Source organism: Thiopseudomonas acetoxidans (genome assembly GCF_030362935.1).
Classification (GTDB): Bacteria; Pseudomonadota; Gammaproteobacteria; order Pseudomonadales; family Pseudomonadaceae; genus Thiopseudomonas; species Thiopseudomonas acetoxidans.
Map to the genome: position 1 here is coordinate 1 of NZ_JAUCDY010000009.1, position 16,942 is coordinate 16,942.

12 protein-coding genes and 1 riboswitch are annotated in these 16,942 nt (G+C 49.7%); of the genes, 9 read left to right on the top strand and 3 right to left on the bottom strand.

Annotation, left to right across the window (positions count from 1 at the left end):
* Nucleotides 1–295: 295 nt before the first annotated feature.
* From argA to QEZ41_RS08190, 3 genes are all read left to right on the top strand, one after another.
* Entirely contained in the window at nt 296–1,591 is a 1,296-nt protein-coding gene (gene argA, locus QEZ41_RS08180; protein WP_289410934.1) for an amino-acid N-acetyltransferase, read from the top strand.
* A 177-nt stretch (nt 1,592–1,768) separates the two neighbouring features.
* Nucleotides 1,769–2,740 (top strand): TAXI family TRAP transporter solute-binding subunit, encoded by a 972-nt coding sequence (locus tag QEZ41_RS08185; protein WP_289410935.1) that lies wholly within the window; start codon nt 1,769–1,771, stop codon nt 2,738–2,740.
* A 67-nt stretch (nt 2,741–2,807) separates the two neighbouring features.
* Nucleotides 2,808–5,387 carry a TRAP transporter permease gene (locus tag QEZ41_RS08190; RefSeq protein WP_289410937.1) on the top strand — a complete coding sequence of 860 codons (2,580 nt, stop codon included), beginning with the start codon at nt 2,808–2,810 and terminating at the stop codon, nt 5,385–5,387.
* Between the two features lie 248 nt (nt 5,388–5,635).
* Here QEZ41_RS08190 and QEZ41_RS08195 read toward each other — a convergent pair whose 3' ends face one another.
* Together QEZ41_RS08195 and QEZ41_RS08200 are read right to left on the bottom strand one after the other, a co-directional pair.
* The gene (locus QEZ41_RS08195) at nt 5,636–5,971 is read right to left on the bottom strand and encodes a zinc ribbon domain-containing protein YjdM (RefSeq protein ID WP_289410939.1); all 336 of its coding nucleotides are present in this window, start codon (nt 5,969–5,971) and stop codon (nt 5,636–5,638) included.
* A 94-nt stretch (nt 5,972–6,065) separates the two neighbouring features.
* Nucleotides 6,066–6,761 (bottom strand): M48 family metallopeptidase, encoded by a 696-nt coding sequence (locus tag QEZ41_RS08200; protein ID WP_289410940.1) that lies wholly within the window; start codon nt 6,759–6,761, stop codon nt 6,066–6,068.
* Between the two features lie 392 nt (nt 6,762–7,153).
* Between QEZ41_RS08200 and arcC the strand changes: the two genes are divergently transcribed.
* Nucleotides 7,154–8,062: a carbamate kinase gene (gene arcC / locus QEZ41_RS08205; RefSeq protein ID WP_289410942.1), complete on the top strand. Its 909-nt coding sequence runs from the start codon at nt 7,154–7,156 to the stop codon at nt 8,060–8,062.
* Nucleotides 8,063–8,209: 147 nt separating this feature from the next.
* On the opposite strand, the gene QEZ41_RS08210 is transcribed toward arcC, so the two are convergent.
* Nucleotides 8,210–10,123 (bottom strand): TonB-dependent receptor domain-containing protein, encoded by a 1,914-nt coding sequence (locus tag QEZ41_RS08210; RefSeq protein WP_289410943.1) that lies wholly within the window; start codon nt 10,121–10,123, stop codon nt 8,210–8,212.
* Nucleotides 10,124–10,220: 97 nt separating this feature from the next.
* Nucleotides 10,221–10,404: riboswitch (cobalamin riboswitch) on the bottom strand.
* Nucleotides 10,405–10,707: 303 nt separating this feature from the next.
* Between QEZ41_RS08210 and QEZ41_RS08215 the strand changes: the two genes are divergently transcribed.
* The 5 genes from QEZ41_RS08215 to QEZ41_RS08235 all read left to right on the top strand — a co-directional run bounded on the left by QEZ41_RS08215 (nt 10,708) and on the right by QEZ41_RS08235 (nt 16,927).
* Complete coding sequence (locus QEZ41_RS08215) at nt 10,708–11,151, top strand: hypothetical protein (protein WP_289410944.1); 444 nt, start codon at nt 10,708–10,710, stop codon at nt 11,149–11,151.
* 11 nt (nt 11,152–11,162) lie between these two features.
* Nucleotides 11,163–12,626, top strand: a complete 1,464-nt coding sequence (locus tag QEZ41_RS08220; protein ID WP_289410946.1) for an MFS transporter — start codon at nt 11,163–11,165, stop codon at nt 12,624–12,626.
* A gap of 205 nt (nt 12,627–12,831) precedes the next feature.
* Nucleotides 12,832–14,694, top strand: a complete 1,863-nt coding sequence (locus tag QEZ41_RS08225) for a sensor domain-containing diguanylate cyclase (RefSeq protein WP_289410947.1) — start codon at nt 12,832–12,834, stop codon at nt 14,692–14,694.
* Between the two features lie 116 nt (nt 14,695–14,810).
* On the top strand, nt 14,811–15,965 hold the full coding sequence (locus tag QEZ41_RS08230; protein WP_289410948.1) for a cytochrome P450: 1,155 nt from the start codon (nt 14,811–14,813) through the stop codon (nt 15,963–15,965).
* Between the two features lie 92 nt (nt 15,966–16,057).
* The gene (locus tag QEZ41_RS08235; RefSeq protein ID WP_289410949.1) at nt 16,058–16,927 is read left to right on the top strand and encodes a DMT family transporter; all 870 of its coding nucleotides are present in this window, start codon (nt 16,058–16,060) and stop codon (nt 16,925–16,927) included.
* The last annotated feature ends 15 nt before the right edge of the window (nt 16,928–16,942 follow it).

A 16,942-nucleotide genomic window follows, 5' to 3' on the forward strand; every position in this document is an offset into this window, starting at 1 on the left:
GCCAGCAAGCACAACACCTGTGGGAAACCAGCTTCTGGACGAAGGTTAAGCCAAGACACCCTGCTGGAACCCAGCTTCTGGACGAAGTGCTAGAGAAGGGCACCCTGTGGGAGCGCATCTTATGCGCGAAGCGGACTTGAGGTACCCACATGAGCAACAGGATAAAACCAGTTGTGCCAGGTTCGGGCTCCAATCGCGCAAGAGTTGCGCTCCTACATGGAACTTGTGGCTTACGCGCTATTGCGTTCCTGTTATATTAGTGCCTATTAAAATCACAGAATATTTAGGCTGCTTTATGCACGACTATGTCAGCTGGCTACGCCACTCCTCACCCTATATCAATGCCCACCGCGAGCGCACCTTTGTCATCATGCTGCCCGGTGAAGGCATAGCACACGCAAACTTTACCCATATTCTGCACGACATAGTGTTGCTGCACAGCTTGGGTGTACGCATGGTTTTAGTTTATGGCGCACGCCCACAGATTGAGGCGCGCCTAAAGGCGGCACAAATTGCATCCAACTACCACCACGCATTGCGCATTACCGACGCGCGCACACTGGCCTGCGTGATTGATGCGGCTGGACAGTTACGTACTTATTTAGAAGCCCAGCTGTCTGTCAATATGGCCGCCTCACCGATGCAGGGCGCTAAATTAAAAGTGGTTAGTGGCAATTTTGTTGCGGCTAAACCTTGCGGTGTTATTGACGGTGTTGATTACCAGCATACCGGTGAAGTGCGCCGTGTCGATGCTGAAGGCATACAGGCGTTACTGGAGCAGCGCAACATCGTGCTACTGCCCCACTTGGGCTATTCGCCCACCGGTGAAGTATTTAACCTTGCCTGTGAAGACGTAGCCACCCAAACCGCCATTAGCCTGAACGCCGACAAGCTTATTTTGTTTACAGCTGAACAGGGCATACTGGACGAGCAACAGCAGCTAATCCGCGAGCTCAAGCTAGAGCAAGCGATTGAGCACGCCCAGCTATTTGAGCAACCCAATGTTTCGGCGTTGCAGGCGGCCATCTCTGCTTGCCAGCATAACGTGTCACGTAGCCACATTATCAGCTACCAGATTGACGGCGCTTTGCTCTCGGAACTGTTTACCCGTGACGGTTGCGGCACTCTGGTTGATCACGGTCATTTTGAGCAAGTGCGCCAAGCCGGTGTTGAGGATATTGCTGGGTTAGCCGCACTGATTCGTCCACTCGAAGAACAGCGCGTACTAGTCAGTCGCCCGCAGGATTTGCTGGCACAGGAGTATGCCAATTTTACCGTGATCGAGCGTGACGGCCTGATTATCGCTTGTGCAGCTTTATACCCTTTTGTGGAAGAAAAAACAGCTGAGCTGGCTTGCTTAGCCGTGCATCCCGACTACCGTCACGGCGGTCGTGGCGATACCCTGCTTGAGCACCTAGAAAACCAAGCTAAGCGTTTGAATTTAAATTCTTTATTTGTACTTACTACACGCACAGCGCATTGGTTTCAAGAGCGCGGTTTTGAGCCCTGCTCAATAGAGCAGCTACCACAACAAAAAGCGGCGCTGTATAACTACCAACGTAATTCTAAAGTCTTTAGAAAAAGCATTTAAAGGTTTTATTCTGGTGGCTAGATGGGGTATAAACTAACCATGTGGTATTTTTGACGCACTTAGCGCGCCGAAGCCACCTCGCAATGCAGTACTTCATTCCCCTTGTAACCGAGCAAAGCGTGTTACGTAAAACCAATGTTTCACGTAACGTCACAAGCTAACCTCAGGAGAAAAAACATGTATAAAAAAACCCTAGCGGTGGCCTTCTCAGCGGCACTAGCCAGCACTGCCCTAACCGGTGTTGCTCAAGCTGAAGACAATTACGTCACCATCGGTACAGGCGGTCAAACCGGCGTTTACTATGTAGTCGGCCAATCCATTTGCCGTTTTGTTAACCGCGACACCAAAACCCATAACATCAAATGTAACGCACCGGCCAGTGGCGGCGGTGTAGCTAACGTCAATGGTATTCGCAGTGGTGAATTTAACTTTGGCGTGATGCAATCCGATCACCAATACAAGGCAATGGAAGGTTTAGCACCTTTTGCTGCTGAAGGTAAAATGGAGGACATACGTGCGTTATTCTCCGTACAGGGCGAAGTGTTCACCGTATTGGCGCGCCGTGATGCCAATATCGCTAAACTCGACGACTTAAAAGGTAAGCGCGTTAATATCGGTAACCCAGGCTCTGGTCAGCGTGACACGCTGGAAGAAATCATGGAGAAGAAAGGCTGGGAAAAGTCGGTTTTCTCATTGGCTGCTGAACTAAAACCAGCCGAGCAAGCCAGCGCACTTAACGATAACAACATCGATGCAATGACCTATTTTGTGGGTCACCCTAACGGCTCTATTCAAGAAGCCACTACTACTGTTGACGCTGTTTTTGTTCCTATTGAAGGTCCTGAAATTGATGCGCTACTGGCAGAAAAAAGCTACTACACCAAGGCGCAAATTCCAGGTGGCATGTACAAAGGTAATGACAAACCAACGGCTTCTATCGGTGGTAAAGCGGTACTATCCACCAGCGCTAAAATTAGCCCAGATGTGGTTTATCAGGTAGTTAAGTCTGTGTTTGACAACCTTGACCGCTTCAAGAAAATCCACCCTGCATTCAATGACTTGGATGAGAAAGAAATGATTAAGGCGGGGCTTTCTGCCCCTCTACACGAAGGCGCTATTCGTTACTATAAAGAACGCGGCTGGATGTAATTCGCATAACCGGACGGCTTCTTTAATTGATTAGAGAAGCCGTTCTTTCATTTCCAAGGTGGTAAATATGTCTAGCACTGAGCATATTAGCGCAGAAGAATTAATTGCGCAGGAATCAGGCGCTCGCTCTCCCCAAGGCTTAATGAGCATTCTCATTGCAGCAATTGCCTTAAGTTGGTCTTTGTTTCAATTATGGATCGCCTCACCTTTGCCCTTTATTTTTAAATGGGCTGTGCTAAACGACACCGAAACACGTTCCATCCATTTATCCTTTGCACTGCTGTTAGCTTTTTTGGCCTATCCGGCTTTTAAACGATCGCCTCGGCATTACATCCCCATCACCGACATCGCTCTGGCATTGCTAGCGTTAGCCAGTGCGGCCTATTTATTTGTTTTTTATCAACACCTTGCTTTACGTCCCGGCACTTTAACAACAGCCGACTTTGCGGTTGCTTGCTTGGGTATTCCTTTACTGCTTGAGGCTACTCGGCGCACCTTAGGTCCGCCCTTAGCTATTATTGCGCTGCTCTTTCTAATATACAGCGTGGCTGGCCCCTATATGCCTGACATGCTTGCCCACCGCGGTGTTAGCTTAAAAGCCTTAGCCAATCACCAGTGGATTACTACCGAAGGCGTGTTCGGTATCGCGCTGGGCGTATCTACCAGTTTTGTGTTTTTGTTTGTTCTGTTTGGCGCACTATTAGAGCGCGCGGGTGCAGGCAACTACTTTATTCAGCTCGCCTTCAGCTTGTTGGGACATATGCGCGGCGGACCAGCCAAGGCCGCCGTGGTAGCCTCAGCGCTAACCGGCATGATCTCAGGCTCATCCATTGCCAACGTTGTCACCACCGGTACCTTTACCATTCCGATGATGAAAAAAGTGGGTTTTTCTTCGGAAAAAGCAGGTGCGGTTGAGGTGACTTCTTCGGTTAACGGGCAGATCATGCCGCCGGTAATGGGCGCAGCCGCTTTTTTAATGGTCGAATATGTCGGCATTTCTTATGTTGAGATTATCAAACACGCTTTTTTACCCGCCGCCATTTCCTATATCGCGCTGCTATATATCGTACATTTGGAAGCTTTAAAGCTGGGTATGCAGCCCATTGGCGCGGTTGAGCATAAACCTTGGCTCAAACGTCTAACGGGTTTTGCTTTTGGCGCTATGTTAATTTCTGGTGTATCCCTAGCCGTTTATTATGGTTTAGGCTGGCTCAAGCCTATGCTGGGCGACTATGCTCTTTTAGTTATTTGCCTCATGCTTACGTTGTGTTATCTGGGCTTATTAAAAGTTGCCGCCAGTCGCCAGCCGCTGCCAATTGAAGATCCAGACAAGCCCATTGAAACCTTGCCTGATACCCGCACAGTGCTGCTATCTGGCTTGCACTTTATTTTACCGGTCGTGGTACTGGTTTGGTGCCTAATGGTTGAGCGCCTATCTCCCGGTTTATCCGCCTTCTGGGGCAGTGTGATGCTGATTGGCATTCTGCTCACCCAACGTCCTATTCTGTGTTGGATGCGTGGCAACCTTAGCGAAGTAAAAAACGCCACCCGCGATGGTGCTGTGGATCTGCGTGAAGGTTTGATTACCGGTGCGCGCAATATGATCGGCATAGGCATTGCCACCGCCACTGCGGGCGTTATTGTCGGCGCGGTATCGCAAACCGGAGTGGGTCTGGTACTGGCTGACTTGGTCGAGTTTTTGTCGATGGGCAACCTGCTGTTGATGCTAATTTTAACCGCTGTATTTAGCCTGATTCTGGGGATGGGCTTGCCGACCACTGCTAACTATATTGTGGTGTCCAGCTTACTTGCGCCGGTCATTGTGGCGTTAGGGCAACAAAGCGGTTTAATTGTGCCATTAATCGCTGTGCATCTATTTGTATTTTATTTTGGCATCATGGCCGACGTGACCCCGCCGGTGGGTTTGGCTTCTTTTGCCGCTGCTGCAGTTTCCAAAGGCAGTCCGATAAAAACCGGGATGCAAGCTTTTTACTACAGCCTGCGCACAGCCGCGTTGCCGTTTCTGTTTATCTTTAACACGGATTTACTGCTGATTAATGTCGACTGGCTACACGGCATCATTATTTTCATCGTAGCGACCGGTGCGATGCTGATTTTTGCTGCCGGTACTCAAGGCTGGCTCGTGACGCGCAGCCGTTGGTACGAAAGTATTTTGCTGCTAGTCGTTGCCTTTACGCTATTCAGACCGGGTTTTTGGTTGGATATGGTGGATGACCCCTATCAGGATTTGAATCGCCAGACCTTTGTTGAAAGCATCGGCACGCTTACACCCGGCACCCAGCTACGCTTGCGTATTAAGGGCGAAGACTACATTGGTAATGAGAAAAGCTTTGTTGTACTGCTCCCCGTTCCTAATGAGGGCGATGGCGAGCAACGCTTAGCTGAAATGGGCTTAGAGGTCATCTATGAGGGTGATAAGCTGATTATTGATAACGTCGCCTTTGCTAGCCCTGCCGCTAAAATCGGTCTTGAGTTTGACCAAGAAATCGTGAGTGCACGCATCCCCAGCGAAAGAGTCCCTAAAGAAGTGATGTGGCTACCGGGACTGGCGTTATTTATGCTCATCTATTGGCTACAGCGCAGGCGCGCACCCCGCCTAAAAGTTGCTGAGGCCGTTACTCAATAAAGCAGGGCTCTTACAGAGCCCTTGTTGGAGCGGACTTAGCTCTTGTAGAAGCGCAACTTTTGCGCGATTATAATTTTCCGGCGGTTTTTGAGTTGGTTTTTGGCTCGCATCGTGCAGAAGTTAGGTTCCAACAGATTTGTACAGGCACGATTTTGTAGGAGCGCAACTTTTGCGCGATTGGACTTTCTGGCAACACCTAAACCAGCTTTATAATCCACCTCATCCTGCAGCCGCGCTCCAACAGGTACTTACGCCTTTTTCATAAAGCAGGACTTGAGCATCAGCTTCTGCCCATCCACACGGCAATCCACATCATGATCACCTTCAACCAACTTGATATTGGTGATACGCGTACCCATTTTGACCACCATCGAACTGCCTTTGACCTTCAAATCTTTAATCAATGTAACCGTATCGCCATCTTCTAAAGGCGTACCGTGGGCATCACGAAACTTGGGCTTATCCTCAGCTTCGGTATCTTCCTGCATGGGCCATTCATGACCACAGGTAGCACACACATAGTTGTGCATATCAGGATAGGTAATTTCTTCAGCACAGGCTGGGCAAGGTGGGAACTCAGACATTGAACACTCCATGACAGTAAGAATAATAATTTGCGCGCAATGGTAACAGAAACGCCCCACCCAGGCAGCGCAGCTAGCGCTAAGGCCTATAAGCTCAAATCAAAGGGCGCTGATTCAGCAATTTACGGCGCTCACGCCAGTCTGGAAGAAACTTATCCATAAAACCAACAAAGCGATGGTTATGACTAGGTTCAAGCAGGTGCGCCAACTCGTGCACCACCACGTATTCCAAACAAGGATAGGGTTTTTTGACCAATTCAACATTCAACCAAATACGCTTGGCGTTAATGTTACAGGTGCCCCAGCGGGTTTTCATTTGCTTACTGCGCCATTCATTAACCGCCACGGCCATGCACGGCTGCCATTTTTCTAGCAGCGCCGGGACTGCTTGCTCAAGTTGCTGCCGATAAAAGGCCTGCATCACCTTAGCTTTGTTAGCCGTATCTGTGTCCGGGCGGACCCGTAATTGCAGGCGGTTGCCCTGCTTCAATAGCACTTGATGCTTACCCTGCTGTTCTATCAGCTCGAGTTGATAAGGGTTACCCCACAAATAATGCTGCTCGCCGCTGACCCATTGCAGCTCGATTGGTTGTGGGCGACGTAAGAAATTCTGTTGGTGTTTTATGATCCAGTCAGTGCGCGCTTCAAGCATATGAGCAATCGCAGAATCACTGGCATGGTGCGGCACTATCACCTGCACAGCCCCATTAGGCGGCAATACTTGAATACGCATGTGCTTAACCGCTCTGCGCTTTAGTTGATATTCAATAGTGCCGAATCTGTGCTGCATCCTAACTTTACTCTTGTACAAGCCTAGTTCTTGGGTGATAGCGGACTATAAGCCAGCTTGAGCGTTTAGGGAAAAACCAATCGCGTAAAACGCACACTGTGGGAGCGCATCTTATGCGCGATGAGAGCATCAGCCAACTTAAATGCTGCCGGCAAATCCCATTCGCGCAAGAATTGCGCTCCCACAACAGCTGTGCCAATCCACAACAGCTATGCCAATCCACAACAGCTATGCCAACCCACAACAGCATTTTCCTTAGACAGAAAACCTCAATAGCCCGCTGATTAATCCTGTACATATCTACACGCTGTGCCACAATATCGACAATTTTAAACTGGGCTCCCCGTGACAGGGTACCCTAGTTATCAGTGATTTTATTAAGGTGTATTTTTATGTTAGTTGTTGCAGCATTGGGCGGAAATGCTCTATTACAGCGCGGTGAGCCCATGACAGCCGAGGTTCAGCGCAAAAATGTAAAACAAGCCGCGCAAGCGTTGGCGCAAATTATCAACGCCGGACACCAATTAATTATTACCCATGGTAATGGCCCTCAGGTGGGTCTGCTGGCATTGCAGGGTGAAGCCTACAAGCCTGACGAATGCTATCCGCTTGATGTGCTCGGCGCAAAAACTGCCGGCATGATCGGTTATTTCGTCGAACAAGAGTTAAAAAACACTCTGCAAAACAGCCGCCCTATCGCCACTTTGTTAACCCAAGTCGTGGTCGACTCCAATGATCCTGCGTTTACCACGCCCACCAAATACATCGGCCCGGTGTACTCTAAAGAAGAAGCGCACGAGCGCGCCGCCAAGCAAGGCTGGCAAATCGCACAAGATGGCGATAAATGGCGTCGCGTAGTTCCCTCGCCACAGCCGCTAGAAATTCCCGACCTGCAGGTACTAAAACTGCTCATCGAGCAAAATATTGTGGTGATCTGTAACGGTGGTGGCGGTATTCCTGTAGTACGTCAAGCTGATAACAGCTTGCAGGGCATTGAGGCGGTGATCGACAAGGACCTTTCCAGTGCGTTTTTAGCTAAGCAAATAGGCGCGGATGCACTGTTGATTTTGACCGACGTTGAAGCGGTCTACCAAGACTTTGGCACGCCGCAAGCCAAGAAGCTAAGCAAGCTAACCGTAGCCGAAGCGCAATCCATGACCTTGCCTGCCGGTTCTATGGGGCCAAAAATCAGAGCCTGCGCCAGCTTTGCCGCCGCCGGTGGTTTTAGCGCCATCGGTCGCCTATCCGACGCCCTCGCCTTACTCGCTGGCGAAGCCGGTACGCATATTGCCGGTGAGTAGTTTTCACCAGCAATAAAAATCGTTAGTGATTTAGAATAAAAAAGCGGTGCCTACAAGAAGTAGCACCGCTTTAAGCATACCTGCTTTTGAACGTCCTAGTCATAGTAGCATCCTTGCTACTTAAGGGGTTCTGGGTTTATCTGCTGCTTACAGATTAGGCGTCCAAGTTGCACCTAGCAGTACGGTAAAACGGTCTTCACGATAGCCGTAGTTTTTTCCGTCATAGCTATATAAAGCACGGGAATATTTTTTATCAAAGATATTGGCTAAACGCAGATCAAGACCTAAATCCTGCGTTGCTTGCCAGCTGCCGCGTAGATCCATGGTGCCAAAGCCTGCAATCTCTTGCTTATTATTTACATCATTAAAGCTGCTGCTAGCCATGCGCCATGTACCGCCTACACCAAAAGCACCTAACTGCTTGTCTAAGTCGTAGCTTAAAGTGCGTTTGGCTATACGTGGATTTTGATGTCCAGATTCCTGGTCACGCGAATCAACAAAACTGAGGTTTAAAGCACCATTCGCACCGAAGATCTCATGCTGTAAGGATGTTTCAAGACCGTTGATGCGCGCCTTATCCACGTTCTCCATCCCGCCAACCCACGTCACTGGGTCGCTCACATATACAATCATATCTCGAATTTCTGTATGATAGAGCGATGTTTCTAGGGAGATTCCATCCGTCAATTGGCTGCGCCACTGCAATTCATAACTCTTAGATTTTTCAGCCTTTAAATTTGGGTTAGCCCCCCAACTCGCAGGACCGTAAGAGTCACTTAGCGAACCCGCCCTGAACCCTTCCGAATACGATAAACTAAGTTCATTAGCTTGCCCTACCGGTAATATAAACGCTGCATTCCACGTATTTCTATTACCAAACTGTTGGTTTTTATCGTGGCGTAAACCCAGCTCTGTACCGAACACATCACCCTTGTAACTATGCTGAATAAAAGCCGCTTGGTTCCAGCGACTATCTTCCTCATAAGTGGTGTTTTTATCTGTACGTACTTTCTCATTTAAGTAATCAACGCCAGCGCGTAAAGTATGCTGTTCATGGAGTCGTAGTGTATTTAGCCAAACTGCAGAATCACGATATGAATTAATATCGCGCAACAGTGAGGGCGATGACAGTTTATTGTACATACTTAACTTATCCTCACTGTGCCCTAACTCTAAGCGACTTGACCACTTTTCTGTTGCTTGAAACTCAAGAAAGGTAGACGCAGAGCTGGCAGTAAACTCAGTGTACTCTTGCGTACCAACTGCTATCGGCCAGCCACTCCCGGCAGGATTATCTGCTTCTGTTTTCCCACGCTGGTCCAGTGCATTAACACCTACTCTAAATTGCTCATTAAATGCATGGGAGAAACTAAGGCTCACTGACTTATTGCGATACGCATCGCGATCAGCGTCTGAATCAAAGGATTTATTTGTCCGATCAAATCCCTTCCTTTCATCCAAATTAGCACTGAGGTTAAAGCGAGTATCTTGGTTACCGCCTGAAACACCCGCACTACGCTCCCAAACACCCTTATTACCTGCAGCAGCTCGCACACGCCCCTGTATCCCTTCACTTGAGCCACGGCGAGTAAAAATCTGAATCACACCACCTATTGCATCAGAACCATACATAGCTGAGCGAGCACCACGCAGAACTTCTATACGCTCAATTTGATCGATGTTTAAATGTTCTAACGCACCATTAGCGCCACCCGCAGTGACAGAACCGACACGCACGCCATCTACTAGAACAATGCTACGTGCTGTACTAGTGCCACGAATAAATACACCAGTCTGACTACCACGACCACCAGACTGCTGAATCTGTACTCCCGGCACGCGGCTCAACAAATCTGCCACGTTAACCGGCTGCAGACGATCAATATCTTCGCGGGTAAATACCGTTACTGCAGCCGTGGAGTCTTTACGAGACTCGACGGTGCGGTTAGCGGTAATGACTGTGCTGGATAGTTTTAAAGCATCTTCATTATTATCTGCAATTGCGTACAGACTCGATACAGGCAGCAACGCAACGGCAAGCGCTAGGCGGGACAGTTTCATTTCAGTGGATTCCTCAAAAGTTTTTTTGAGGAGGGCAGGAGCAAGTGCGGGAATAGGGAAAGACAGACTGCACTTGACGGTGCAGCCCTCCGCAACACCAGTTCAAAGCAGTAAGGCAGGTCTCCGGGCTGACGATAAACCTATGCACCTTCCCAGTGTTCACCAGTGGTTATGGCATAAGCGTGCGTTAGAAACGCGTCGTGTACCGTTGCGGGGGCAGCGTCGTTAAACTTCCCTTTTCAGGCTGGAATTTGCCAGCCACCTTACAACATAAAAGCCGCTGCACAATAAACGCCACAGCCAAAATAATCAAGCTGAACCTTTACCCTGTACTGTAGGAGCGCATCTTATGCGCGATGAGAGCATCAGCCAACTTAAGTGCTGCCGGCAAATCCCATTCGCGCAAGAGTTGCGCTCCCACAAGAGCTGTGCCAACCACTAGAGCCCTCACAGATGCTTCCTGCAGGCGGTGTCTACGGACGCTTATGGATTTTGAGAAGTTATTCTGAGGTAGATTTCTAATTAGGTTATATTGGTGGGGCGATTTTACTCGTCTTATGTACAGGATTACTCAAGGAATAATTATGAAAAAAACACTGCTTATTTTATCTGTGATGGCTGGTTTATTATTTCCACCCTTGTCGCAGGCCAATCAATCCTCACAGCAGCTAGCCTCCTGTTTTACCGACTCGCTAAACGGGCGAGAAAGAAAAGAGCTCGCCAAGTGGATATTTGTCGCTATTTCTACACACAGCACGCTTGAGCCTTATGCCAATATCTCGACTGCAGACAGGGATAGCACAGACCTGTTTACTGCCAATCTCATTACCCGGCTGATGACACAAGACTGTCCCAATCAAGTGAAATTTGCCATGAAGCAGCACGGTTCGGCAGCACTGGTTAATGCGTTCAAACTGGTGGGCGAAGTTGCCATGCAAGAGTTAATGAACGATGCCAACGTCAACCGCTCAATCAGTGGTTTTGAACGTTACTTAGATGAAGATAAGTTTAAGCAAGTCTTCCAATAACTGGTGACCGAATGACCGCACCGATCACGCAAACCCCTCACGACCTCGACTACAGCAGCGATCCCATTCGCTGGCGTATTCTGATGGTGCTGCTGATGGCGATTTTTATGTCGCTGATGAGCGTGAGCGTGATCAATGTGGCGCTGGCCTCAATTCAAGAAGGGTTAAGCGCCAGCCAGTCCGATATTCAATGGGTGCTGTCTGGTTATGCGCTGACCTTTGGCGTAGTGCTGGTTAGCGCTGGCCGCGCCGGGGATTTAATGGGTCGCGGCGGCTTTTTTATCCTGGGTGTGGCGCTGTTTACTCTGTCTTCAATTGCTGCAGGCTTAGCACCAGATGCACAGTGGTTGAATACCGCACGCTTTGTGCAGGGCGTTGGTTCAGGCTTGCTCAATCCGCAGGGCGTTGGCATGATTCAGCAGTATTTTCGCGGTTCAGAACGGGGGCGCGCATTTGGTTTTTTTGGCACCACGGTCGGAGTTTCAGTCGCTATCGGCCCCATTCTTGGCGGCATGCTGATTGAGCTTGGCGGTGCAGAGAACGGCTGGCGACTCACGTTTTTAGTTAACGTGCCCGTCGGCGTGTTGACCCTAGTGTTAGCTTTTTTGTGGTTTCCCCGCCCGTTAATACGCCAACCCAAGCTGCAACAACAATCAGGTTTAAGCTCGCTCGATCCTATCGGTGCTTTATTGCTGGGTTTAGGTGTTTTAGCGGTGCTGTTTCCCTTTGTCGAGTCACAGCATTCCAAGTTAGTTTGGCTACTGTTGCCCGTCGGTTTACTGCTGTTTTTTCTCTGGGCACGCTGGGAGCGCTGGTACACCAAGCGCGGTTATAGCCCCATGGTGGATTTGAAAATTTTTGCCACGTCCAGCTACCGCAACGGCAGTATTATTATGGCGCTATATTTTTTGGGCATGACCAGCGTGTGGGTACTCATACCCCTGTATGTACAGCAAGGTGTTGGTTTTTCAGCTTTTGAGGCCGGCATGGTAGGCATTCCTTCAGCGTTGTTATCCGCCTACTCAGCTAACTGGGCGGGTAAGCGCGTTAATCGTTACGGGCGCAAAATCGTTATTGGTGGTTTAAGCTTTGCGCTATTGGGCCTACTGTCCAGCGTTGCCGTTATCTTGCTGCACGAGTTTTACGGCCTAAGTATTTGGTGGCTGTTGCTATCGCTGGCTTTGTTTGGCCTCGGTCAGGGTTCAGTCATCAGCCCCAATCAAACGCTTACCTTGGCTGAAGTACCGCTGGCTTATGCCGGCAGTTCAGGTGCGATCATGCAAACCGGGCAGCGTATTGGCACTTCCGTAGGCATCGCGGTAATTACGGCAATCGTCTTTGCTGTGCGCCCTCTCAGCTCGTGGCCCATCGCAGTAAGTGTCGGTTTTGCTGCCATTATTCTAATTATTTTGCTTGCACTGGCCATGGCTTTTAAAGACTTGCGCGATCGTCGTGCAATCAGCCTGTCCTTGTAAGCAGTTCTGCGGTAACTGCCGGCTAACCACCGCGCAACTTTCTTTTGACTAATCTCAGAACCATCTACCATCAAAGTGATATACTTACAATCATTATGGGTATTGCTTGGTTTGGTCTCTTTACTAACCAGCTTTAATAAATAAAACATTAGCTTTACGCAGGCGCAGTAGTCATTTACTGCGCCTATATTTTGAAGAGTTAAGCATGCTATCCAACAAGCCTGCACACCATCGCATTTGGACACGCTTAGATTTAGCTTGGCTAATTTTCTTAGGCCTTTTGGCTGCATACTGGTTGCGCCTAGACTTCTCCCACCAAAACCAACTGGCGCAAGCGCAGGTACAAGCACAGTTACGCGCCAGCCAAGCAGCACATGCATTAAGTATGCAGGTGCGTTCACAGTTGCTCGGCATTAATTTTATACTTGAGCACCTCATTGAGCATTGGCAAGACCATGACGAAGCCGTATTTCGTAAGCTGGTCGGGCTTGCACAGCAGGGTATTTTCAAAGGCTCGTTGGATGTCATTATCGTAACTGACGCTGAAGGTAAGGTGCTGTTTAACAGCCATACGCAATCTGACCAACCAGTTTCTGAGCTATCGGTTGCGAAACGCGATTATTTTCAACAGCTAGCACAACGAAACGAGCCCAGCTTTTTAATCAGCCGTCCTGTGCGCAACGTACTGACGAATCAATGGACGGTGCAGTTTAGTCATAACATGCTGATTGACGGTCAGTTTGCCGGAATAATTCTCGCTTCTGTGCCCGCTGAGCACCTTGCTGAAGCCTTTAGGCAGGTATACCCAGCTCATGAAGATGTTGTGCTGCTGGTGCTAAATGACGGTCAATATCTTGCTCGTACCCATGCCTTGGAAGAGTCCTTAGACAAAAAAGTCCCAGCCGAACGTGAGTTTCTTCATCGACCCGACCTGCAGAGCGGTCACTATAACGCTGTAGCTCCTATTGATGGAGTAGAGCGGATTTATGCGTGGCACCGTATACCTGATTTTCCTGCTGTCATTAGCTTGGGTTTAGGTAGAGAAAAAGTGCTTTCGTCCGTACAGCTGGCAATTAAAGCCAGCAAAACACAAAACCTATTAGCGACCATTCTGCTACTGCTTGCGGCGCTTTGGATTACACGCTTAGTGGTTATTAAAGCCAAGCAAAACCGAGCCTTACTACAAACGCAAGAACGTTTGGCGACCCTGCTAATCCGGGTTCCCTCGGGTGTTTTACTCGAAGACGAAAACAACCGTATTGTCATGGTAAACTCGACCCTGCTCTCCCTGCTTAATCTGGATGCTGAGCCCTCCAGTCTGATCGGCTTACACCACTCACAGCTGTTAACCATGCTAGGGCAAGAACAGGCAGCTTGGTTGCCTATGGCACGCAACAACCTTAAACAGCGCCAGCTGCGCGAAGTCAAAGACAGCGCAGGACGCACCTTTGAAATCGACTGGGTGCCCATTCGGCGTAATTTTCGCTCTTTAGGGCATGCATGGTTTATTCAAGACATCAGTGAGCGTAAGAAAAAAGAGCAAGAACTGGTCACTTTAGCGACCACTGACGCACTCACGGGGCTGCATAACCGTCGTAGCTTTTTAGACATTCTGCAACAACAGCTTAAGATCAGCACACCGCACTGCCCGGGGGCGTTGTTACTGCTTGATATTGACCATTTCAAGCGGGTCAATGACACCTACGGGCATCCCGCTGGAGATTTGGTCATCCACAATATAGCCCAGGGAATACGCGACAGCCTGCGACAAGACGATATTACCGGCCGCTTAGGTGGAGAAGAATTTGCCGTGCTGCTACCCAAGGCAACCTTGCAGCACGCCCAGCAGCTAGCCGAAAGAATTCGTGAACACGTCGCGGCAACGCCCACCATCACGCAAACAGAAACTATCTACGTCACCATCAGTATTGGTGTAGCGCTGCTATACGGGCAGGATGAAAACAGCGTGCAAAGTCAGGCTGACCAAGCGCTGTATCAAGCAAAAAATGCTGGGCGCAATCGTGTTTGCTGTGTTGAATATGCCGCTGATGAAGTCGAGCAGGCCTAGCTAAAAGCGCGCATACAGCAGAAAAAACGATTCTTGATTCTAAACAAGCTCTAAATCCCACCTGCAAGGTAGGTTAATGCCTCTAGCGACTCTACTCGTATATTACTGGAGGCCCCATGACCGATGTAACTCAACCCGACTGGGACCCACGCGCCGAGTCTGTGTTACAAAACCAACGACACGCCTATGACAAAATGCGCCAAAGATGCCCCGTTGCTCACAGCAGCGACGGCCAATGGACACTGTTTCGCCATGCTGATGTGATGCGCGTGTTAGAAGATCACCAGAGTTTTAGCAATCAGGTTTCGCAACACATTTCTGTACCTAACGGCATGGACCCGCCCGAGCACGGCTTATACCGTGCGCTTATCGAACCTTATTTTAGCCAAGAGCGGGTCGACTGGTTTGCACCTATCTGCCAGCAAATCGCTGACGAGGTTGCACAGGCCGCTGTGCAAAAAGACGCCATTGATCTGATGCGCGCCTTTGCTTATCCCTTCGCTGCTCGAATTCAATGCGCTTTTATGGGTTGGCCACAAGAGCTGGCTGATGTCTTACTCGACTGGTTAAAGCGCAGTCAGGTCGCCACCCTTGCGCGTGACCGTAGCGCAACTGCAGCGCTGGCCAACGAGTTTGCCCGTATTATTAGCACGCAACTGGAGCAGCGCCGCCAAACGCAAGCGCCTCAAGACGCTGACATTACCAGCGAGTTGATGCATGAACAGATTAATGATCGCCCCTTAACCGAGGCAGAAATTGCCAGTATCTTACGCAATTGGACCGCCGGCGAAGTCAGCACCATTGCCGCTGCGATTGGCGTTATTGCCCACTATTTAGCCTGCAATCCAGAGCTACAAGCCGAGCTACGCCAACACCCCGACAAACTCTGGTATGCCAACGATGAAATCCAGCGTTTGCATAACCCCTTACTAGAAAACCGCCGCCGCACCACTTGCCCGGTTGAGATCGGTGGTCGCGCTATCGCTGCAGAACAACCCATCACCCTGAACTGGGTAGCAGCCAACCGTGATCCCGAAGTGTTTGATAATCCTGAGCAGTTTTCTTGGCAGCGCGATCCCAAACAAAACCTGCTCTATGGCGCCGGCATTCATGTGTGTCCGGGCGCACCCTTAGCGCGGATGGAGTTAGTAGTGGCAATCAGCAGCCTGCTGAAACACTGCCGTACCTTACAACTAGTACCCAACCGCTGCCCTGTATTTGCACGCTACCCAGCCAGCGGCTACAGCAAGCTGTGCTTGCGCATTCGTTAGCGGATAAATCTATAATTCACATTCGGAATAAGGTGCTTAATACTGTAGTCTTGCGGACAACAAATTAATTAGCCCACTAACGAAGCGAGTGCATGCAGTATCTCTTTCCCTTATTGGCGGTATTCGCCTGGGCCGGCAATACCGTTATCACCAAAATGTCCGCCACCAACATCGAGCCAACTGAAATCGGTTTTTACCGCTGGTTGTTTGCTTGGCTGTTGCTGACGCCCTTTGTGTTACGTCCTACCCTGCGTAATTGGTGGCGTATTCGTCCCCACCTTGGGAAAATTTTTATCATGGGCTCGTTGGGCATGGCCATGTTCCAGAGCCTGATGTACTTTGCCGCGCAATACACCAGCGCAGCCAACATCGGCATAATCCAAGCACTCACTCCCAGCACCGCACTGGTATTGGCCGTGATAGTGCTCAAACAACGGTTAACAACACCCGCCGTAATCGGCGCCATCACCGCCTTCATTGGTGTGTTATTGGTGGTGTCCAACGGCGAAGTGCTGCAGCTCATTAACCGAGGAGTCAATCGTGGCGACGCCTTAATGGTCGTGGCGGTACTGTCCTATGCTCTGTACAGCACGCTGCTGAAACACTGGCAAATTGGTATTTCAGCCCTGCAAATGCTGTACCTACAAATGCTTGCCGCCATTATCGTGCAGCTGCCGCTGTTTTTATCCCAACCGAAAACTGGGCTGAACCTTGATAATTTACCGCTGGTCCTCTATGCCTGCTTAGCCGCATCAATGATTGCGCCATTGGCTTGGCTGCATGGTGTGCGGCTGATGGGGCCGAGCAGAATCGCTATCTTTTTTAACCTCATGCCCATTCTTAGCTTGTTTATCGCCGCTTTGACCTTGGGCGAACAGATTGAGGTATACCACTGGATAGGTACGGCCATCATTTTGCTAGGGGTATTTCTGGCAGAGCGCTGGAAAGACAAGACGGCTTAAGCCATTAAACGCGCC